Raw genomic sequence first — 6,961 nt, forward strand, 5'->3', positions numbered from 1 at the left:
GCGCGCCGGGTGGGCGGGGCCCGGTGGCGGAGGCCGGGCGCGGCGGGCCGGGGGGCACGGTGCTCCGGGCCGGGGGTGAGCGTCCCCGGCCGGGGGTGAGCGTCCCCGGCCGGGGGCGAGGGTCCCGGGTCGGGGGGAGCGTCCTGGGCCGGGGGGCGAGCGTCCTGGGCGGGGGGTCGTGCCGGACCCCGACGGTGGCGGCCGCCGGCCGTCCTTTGCCACCCTGCCCCTTCTCCCGCCGGGACGGCAGCCGCTTCGGGGAGGGCCCGGCCGTGACGGTCGTCACGTCGGCGACCGACGCACTGTTCGCAGGGGCCCGATCTGCTCGTATGGTGAGATCACTGGACCGACGGTGTGGTCGGCCCGGCCGTATGGCGGCGAGGAGGAGCAGCGGTGAGCGAGACGAGCCCCAGACTGCGTGCGCAACTGGAGGGCATCCCCACCTACAAGCCGGGCAGGCCGGCCGCGTCGGGCGGGACCACCACGTACAAGCTGTCCTCCAACGAGAATCCCTACCCGCCGCTGCCCGGAGTGATGGATCAGGTGGCGCAGTCGGCGCGGAACCTGCATCGCTACCCGGACATGGCCTGCACGGCGCTGACCGGGAAGCTGGCCGAGCACTTCGGGGTGCCGGCCTCCCACATCGCCACGGGCACGGGCTCGGTCGGCGTGGCACAGCAGTTGCTCCAGGCGACCTCCGGTCCCGGTGACGAGGTCGTCTACGCCTGGCGCTCGTTCGAGGCCTATCCGATCATCGTGCAGATCTCGGGTGCGGCCTCGGTGCAGGTGCCGCTGCGCCCCGACGAGGGCCACGACCTCGACGCGATGGCCGACGCGATCACCGACCGCACTCGGATGATCTTTGTCTGCAACCCCAACAACCCCACGGGCACCGTCGTGCGACGGACCGAGCTGAAACGCTTCCTCGATCGCGTCCCCTCCGACGTGCTGGTGGTGCTGGACGAGGCGTACCGCGAGTTCAACCGGGACGCCGAGGTGCCGGACGGCGTCGAGATCTACCGGGACCGCCCGAACGTGGCCGTGCTGCGCACCTTCTCCAAGGCCTACGGCCTCGCCGGGCTGCGGGTCGGTTTCGCGATCGCCCACGAACCGGTGGCCGAGGCCCTGCGCAAGACGGCCGTCCCCTTCGGCGTGAGCCAGATCGCGCAGGACGCCGCCGTCGCGTCGCTGCACGCGAAGGACCAGTTGCTCGAACGCGTTGACGCGCTGGTCACGGAGCGCGAAAGGGTGATCTCGGGGCTGCGCGGTCAGGGCTGGTCCGTGGCCGAGACGCACGCGAACTTCGTCTGGCTGCGACTCGGCGAGCGCACCGTCGACTTCGCCGGGGCGTGCGAGCGGGCCGGCGTGGTCATCCGTCCGTTCCCGGGTGAGGGGGTCCGGGTGACGATCGCGGAACCCGAGGCCAACGACCTGTTCGTGCGGGCGGCGGAGGAGTTCCGCAAGGAGCTGTAGGACCCGGGAGGCGCGCAGGGCCCGGGAGTTCGCGGGACGTCCGTGTGCCGCTCCGGGACTTCGCGGGACGACCGGGGTGCGGCGGGGGCGCGCCGGGGCGCACTGGGCGTCCCGAAACAGGCTTCGGGGCCCGGCGGATCCCGGGAGCGGGGGTGCCGGCGGCGGGACCGGGGGGCGCAGCCACCGAGCGGCGGCCGCGCCCCTTGGGTACGTGCCGCCCCCGGGTACGTGCCGCCCCCGGGTAAGTGCCGCCCCCGGGTACGTGCCGCCCCCCGGATACGTCGCTCCCTTTGCGTGCCCCCGCGCGGATACGCCGCTTCCTGCCCGCGTGCGCTGTCCCCCCGGTACGCGCCCGCTCGCGTGCGCCGCTCCCGGTACGCGCCCCCCCGGGTACGCGCCCCGCCCGGGTGCGCCCGCATGCCCCGCCCTGCCCGCTCGACGCCCACCACCGAGCCCGTACGCGCGCCTGCCCGGCCCGCACGTGTCCCACCGTGCCCCGTCCGAGCGCGCGGTCTCCCGCCCGAGCCCACGCGTGCCCCACGCGCCTCCGGCCGAAGGCGTGGTGGAGAACGCCCGGGCGACCCGTTCCGAGTGCTGCTGGAACACCCTCCCGTGTACCGGCGTCTGGGCCCGTTCCCCGCGCTTCAGGACCCACCGGAGCGAGGGGCGCTCCCCGTCCGCGCCCGGGTCCGCCATCCGTCCGCTGCGAGATACGTCTCGTTCTCCGGGACATCGGCGGTGCACGCGCCGCCAGTTGGTGGGTTCGTCACCTTTCGCGCCTTTTTGCCATCGATGCCTAAAGGTGCATTTTCGACGTATCGGACGATGAATCTGTGACAGGGACCAGGTGTGATTCAGGTGACGTACCCCCGCGTGCCGAGCCGGTGCGGGGCTGAGCAATACTGTTCTTGTGAATGTGAACGCATTCACAAGCGCGCGTCGTTCGTGGCGGTATGACCCGCCGTGCACCGTCGCGGGCGTGCGTCACCACGGCCATGTAAGGAGAGACGACGTGGACCTCGCTATGGCGCCGGACACCCTGGCCCGCTGGCAGTTCGGCATCACCACCGTCTACCACTTCCTCTTCGTGCCGCTCACGATCTCCCTCGCCGCGATCACGGCCGGCCTGGAGACGGCCTGGGTCCGGACCGAGAACCCGAAGTACCTCACGGCCACGAAGTTCTGGGGAAAGCTCTTCCTCATCAACATCGCGATGGGCGTCGTCACCGGCATCGTGCAGGAGTTCCAGTTCGGCATGAACTGGTCCGACTACTCGCGCTTCGTCGGCGACGTCTTCGGCGCCCCGCTCGCCTTCGAGGCGCTGATCGCGTTCTTCTTCGAGTCCACCTTCGTGGGCCTGTGGATATTCGGCTGGGACAAGCTCCCGAAGAAGATCCACCTGGCCTGCATATGGATGGTCTCGCTCGGCACGGTCCTCTCCGCGTACTTCATCCTCGCGGCGAATTCCTGGATGCAGCACCCCACCGGGTACCGCATCGACCCGAAGACCCACCGCGCCCAACTGACCGACTTCTGGTCGGTGCTGACGCAGAACACGGCGATCACGCAGTTCGCGCACACGCTCACCGCGTCGTTCCTGGTCGGCGGGGCCTTCATGGTCGGCATCGCCGCGTACCACCTGGCACGCAAGCGGCACATCCCGGTGATGCGCACCTCGCTGCGGCTCGGCCTGGTCACCGTCGTGATCGCGGGCCTGCTCACCGCCCTCAGCGGTGACCAGCTCGGCAAGGTCATGTTCAAGCAGCAGCCGATGAAGATGGCCTCGGCCGAGGCGCTGTGGAACGGCGCGTCACCCGCCCCCTTCTCGATCTTCGCCTACGGCGACGTGGCCAAGGGCCACAACAGCGTCGAGCTGGAGATCCCCGGGCTGCTCTCCTTCCTCGCGGACGACAACTTCTCCTCGCACGTCCCCGGCATCAACGACGTGAACAAGGCCGAGCAGCAGAAGTTCGGCCCCGGCGACTACCGCCCCAACATCCCGGTCGCCTACTGGGGCTTCCGCTGGATGATCGGCTTCGGTATGGCGTCCTTCAGCCTCGGCATGCTGGGCCTCTGGCTGACCCGGAAGAAGTTCATGCTGCCGGCCCGACTGCGGACCGGGCCCGACGAGGTGCCGCACCTGGTCCTCTTCCGGAACAAGGTGCTCAGCCCGAAGCTCGCCCGCTGGTACTGGGTCGCCGCGCTGTGGACGATGACGTTCCCGATGATCGCCATGTCCTGGGGCTGGATCTTCACGGAGAACGGGCGCCAGCCCTGGGTCGTCTACGGAGTGCTGCGCACGTCCGACGCGGTCTCCCCCGGCGTCTCGACCGCTGAGGTGCTGACCTCCCTGATCGTCTTCACCCTCCTCTACGCGATCCTCGCGGTCGTCGAGTGCAAGCTGATGGTGAAGTACGTCAAGGCGGGGCCGCCCGAGCTCACCGATGCCGACCTCCACCCGCCCACCCGGATCGGGGGCGACCGCGAGGACGCGGACGCCGACCGGCCGATGGCCTTCTCGTACTGAGGAGCCGGTGCCCCATGCAACTCCATGACATCTGGTTCGTGATCATCGCCGTCCTGTGGACCGGCTACTTCTTCCTCGAAGGGTTCGACTTCGGCATCGGGGTCCTGACCAAGGTGCTGGCCCGCGACCGCACGGAGCGCCGCGTCCTCATCAACACGATCGGCCCGGTCTGGGACGGCAACGAGGTCTGGCTGATCAGCGCGGCGGGCGCGACGTTCGCGGCCTTCCCCGACTGGTACGCCAGCCTGTTCTCCGGCTTCTACCTGCCGCTGCTGCTGATCCTCGTCTGCCTGATCGTGCGCGGCGTCGCCTTCGAGTACCGGGCCAAGCGCCCGGAGGAGCGCTGGCAGCGCAACTGGGAGCACGCCATCTTCTGGTCCTCGCTGCTGCCCGCCGTCGTCTGGGGCATCGTCTTCGCCAACCTCGTGCACGGGCTGCCGATCGACGCGCACGGTGACTACGTGGGCGGCCTGGGCGGCCTCTTCAACCAGTACGCGCTGCTCGGCGGAGCGGTGACGCTGCTCCTGTTCACCTTCCACGGCACCGTCTTCGCGGCGCTCAAGACGGTGGGCGACATCCGGGTGCGGGCCCGGCGGCTCGCCACGGGGCTGGGCACGGTCACCGCCGTCGTGGTCGTCGGCTTCCTCGCGTGGACACAGGTCGACAGCGGCGACGCGGAGTCCCTGTTCGCGGCGGCGGGCGCCGTCGCCGCGCTGATCCTCGCGGTCACGGCCAACGGCCGCGGGCGCGAGGGGTGGTCGTTCGCGCTCTCCGGACTGGCGATCATCGGCATCGTGACGATGTTCTTCCTCACGCTGTTCCCCGACGTCATGCCGTCGTCGCTCGATCCCCGGTGGAGCCTCACGGTCTCCAACGCGTCGTCGGCGCCGTACACGCTCAGGATCATGACGTGGTGCGCCGCCTTCGCCACCCCGCTCGTGATGCTCTACCAGGGCTGGACGTACTGGGTCTTCCGCAAGCGGATCGGCACCCAGCACATCGCCTCCGTGGCGGGTGGCTCGCACGGGCCCGGCGCCGCGGACGGGCCGGGGGACGCCGGGGGCTCGGGCGGTTCCCGTATCGGCGGTCCCCGCGGCTCCGGCGGTGCCGGGGACTCGGGCCCGGCCGTCCGGCCGGCCGACGCTCACTGACCGGGAGCGGTGTTTCACGTGAAACCAATCGATCCCCGGCTGCTCCGGTACGCCCGCGCCACCCGCCTCTTCCTCGCCGCCATGGTGGCGCTGGGAGCGCTGGGCGCCGGACTGGTCGTCGCCCAGGCGATGCTGATCGCGGAGGTCGTGGTGGGTGCGTTCCATCACGGCGAGGGCCTGACGTCGCTGCGCGGCCCGGTGCTGCTCCTCGTCGCGGTGGCGCTGGGGCGCGCGCTGGTCGCCTGGCTCACCGAACTGGCGGCCCATCGCGCCGGCGCGGCGGTCAAGTCCGAGCTGCGCGGGCGCCTGCTGGCGCGGGCCGGTGATCTCGGGCCGGGCTGGCTGAGCGGACAGCGGACCGGTTCCCTGGTCACGCTCGCCACCCGCGGAGTGGACGCGCTGGACGACTACTTCTCGCGCTACCTGCCGCAACTCGGCCTGGCGGTCGTCGTTCCGGTGGCGGTGCTCGCCCGCATCGTCACGGAGGACTGGGTCTCCGCCGCGATCATCGTGGTGACACTGCCGCTGATCCCCCTGTTCATGGCCCTCATCGGCTGGGCCACCCAGTCGCGTACCGACCGGCAGTGGCGGCTGCTGTCCCGGCTGTCCGGCCACTTCCTCGACGTGGTCGCGGGGCTGCCGACCCTCAAGGTCTTCGGCCGGGCGAAGGCTCAGGCGGAGTCGATCCGGGCGATCACCGCCGAGTACCGGCAGGCGACCCTGCGGACCCTGCGCATCGCGTTCCTGTCGTCGTTCGCCCTGGAACTGCTGTCGACGCTGTCGGTGGCTCTGGTCGCCGTCGGGATCGGCCTACGGCTCGTCCACGGTGACCTCGATCTGGGCACCGGGCTGGTCGTGCTCGTCCTGGCGCCCGAGGCCTACCTGCCCATCCGCCAGGTCGGCACCCAGTACCACGCGGCGGCGGAGGGCCTGGCCGCCGCGGGGGAGATATTCGCGGTCCTGGAGAGCGAGCCGGAGCACCGTGGGGGTTCGGCCGTCCCCGCCTCCGTACGTCTGGAACTGCGCGACGTGACCGTACGGCACGCGGGCCGGTCCGCCGCGTCGCTGGACGCGGCGGACCTGACGGTCGAACCCGGGGAGACCGTGGCGCTGACCGGCCCGAGCGGCGTGGGCAAGTCCACGCTGCTCGACGTGGTGCTCGGCTTCACGCGGCCCGCTTCGGGAGAGGTGCGCCTCGGAGGCGTCGACGCGGGGGACGTCGACTGGGCGGCCTGGCGTGAACGGGTCGCCTGGGTGCCGCAGCACCCCTACCTGTTCGCGGGCACCGTCGCCGACAACGTCCGTCTGGCCCGGCCGGACGCGGACGACGCCGCCGTGTGGGCGGCGCTGCGGGAGGCTGGCGCCCACGACTTCGTCGCAGCCCTCCCCGACGGCGCGGAGACCGAACTCGGCGAGGACGGCGCCGGCCTGTCCGCCGGGCAGCGCCAACGCCTGGCACTCGCACGCGCGTTCCTCGGCGACCGGCCGCTGCTGCTCCTGGACGAGCCGACCGCCGCGCTGGACGGCGCGACGGAGGCCGCTGTCGTGGACGCCGTCCGGCGCCTTGCCGACGGCAGGACGGTGCTGCTGGTGGCGCACCGCCCCGCACTGCTGGCCGCGGCCGACCGGGTGGTGGTGCTGGGCGGCGGCCAGGGAGCGGGGGTACGGAGCGACGGCGCCACCGGAACCGATGCGGGCGCAGGTCACTCCGAGGCCGCCAGGCCCGGACGCGCCCGCGGTGGTGAACGGGCCGCGCTGCCCGTGCGGCCCGTGCCGAGCGGCCGCTCCGCGATCGCGGCGGTGGCGGCGG

General features: G+C 71.9%; 4 protein-coding genes. All 4 read left to right on the forward strand.

The annotated features are described in order from the left end of the window. Nucleotides 1-393 precede the first annotated feature (393 nt). Nucleotides 394-1,473 carry a histidinol-phosphate transaminase gene (gene hisC / locus L1885_RS20505; RefSeq protein WP_235798627.1) on the forward strand — a complete coding sequence of 360 codons (1,080 nt, stop codon included), beginning with the start codon at nucleotides 394-396 and terminating at the stop codon, nucleotides 1,471-1,473. Between the two features lie 1,012 nt (nucleotides 1,474-2,485). Continuing rightward, a complete protein-coding gene (locus tag L1885_RS20510; RefSeq protein ID WP_235798628.1) occupies nucleotides 2,486-4,000 on the forward strand; it encodes a cytochrome ubiquinol oxidase subunit I in 1,515 nt (504 codons plus the stop codon). Nucleotides 4,001-4,014: 14 nt separating this feature from the next. Continuing rightward, entirely contained in the window at nucleotides 4,015-5,151 is a 1,137-nt protein-coding gene (gene cydB / locus L1885_RS20515; RefSeq protein ID WP_235798629.1) for a cytochrome d ubiquinol oxidase subunit II, read from the forward strand. Between the two features lie 18 nt (nucleotides 5,152-5,169). Next, nucleotides 5,170-6,961, forward strand: a 1,792-nt coding sequence (cydD, locus tag L1885_RS20520) for a thiol reductant ABC exporter subunit CydD (protein WP_235798630.1), incomplete at its 3' end; no start/stop codon positions are given.

The organism is Streptomyces fuscigenes (assembly GCF_021556455.1).
Taxonomy (GTDB): domain Bacteria; phylum Actinomycetota; class Actinomycetes; order Streptomycetales; family Streptomycetaceae; genus Streptomyces; species Streptomyces fuscigenes.

Excerpts from the sequence above, each read along its gene's own strand:
- cydB (WP_235798629.1), top strand. The coding sequence starts at position 4,015 with ATGCAACTCCATGACATCTGGTTCGTGATCATCGCCGTCCTGTGGACC.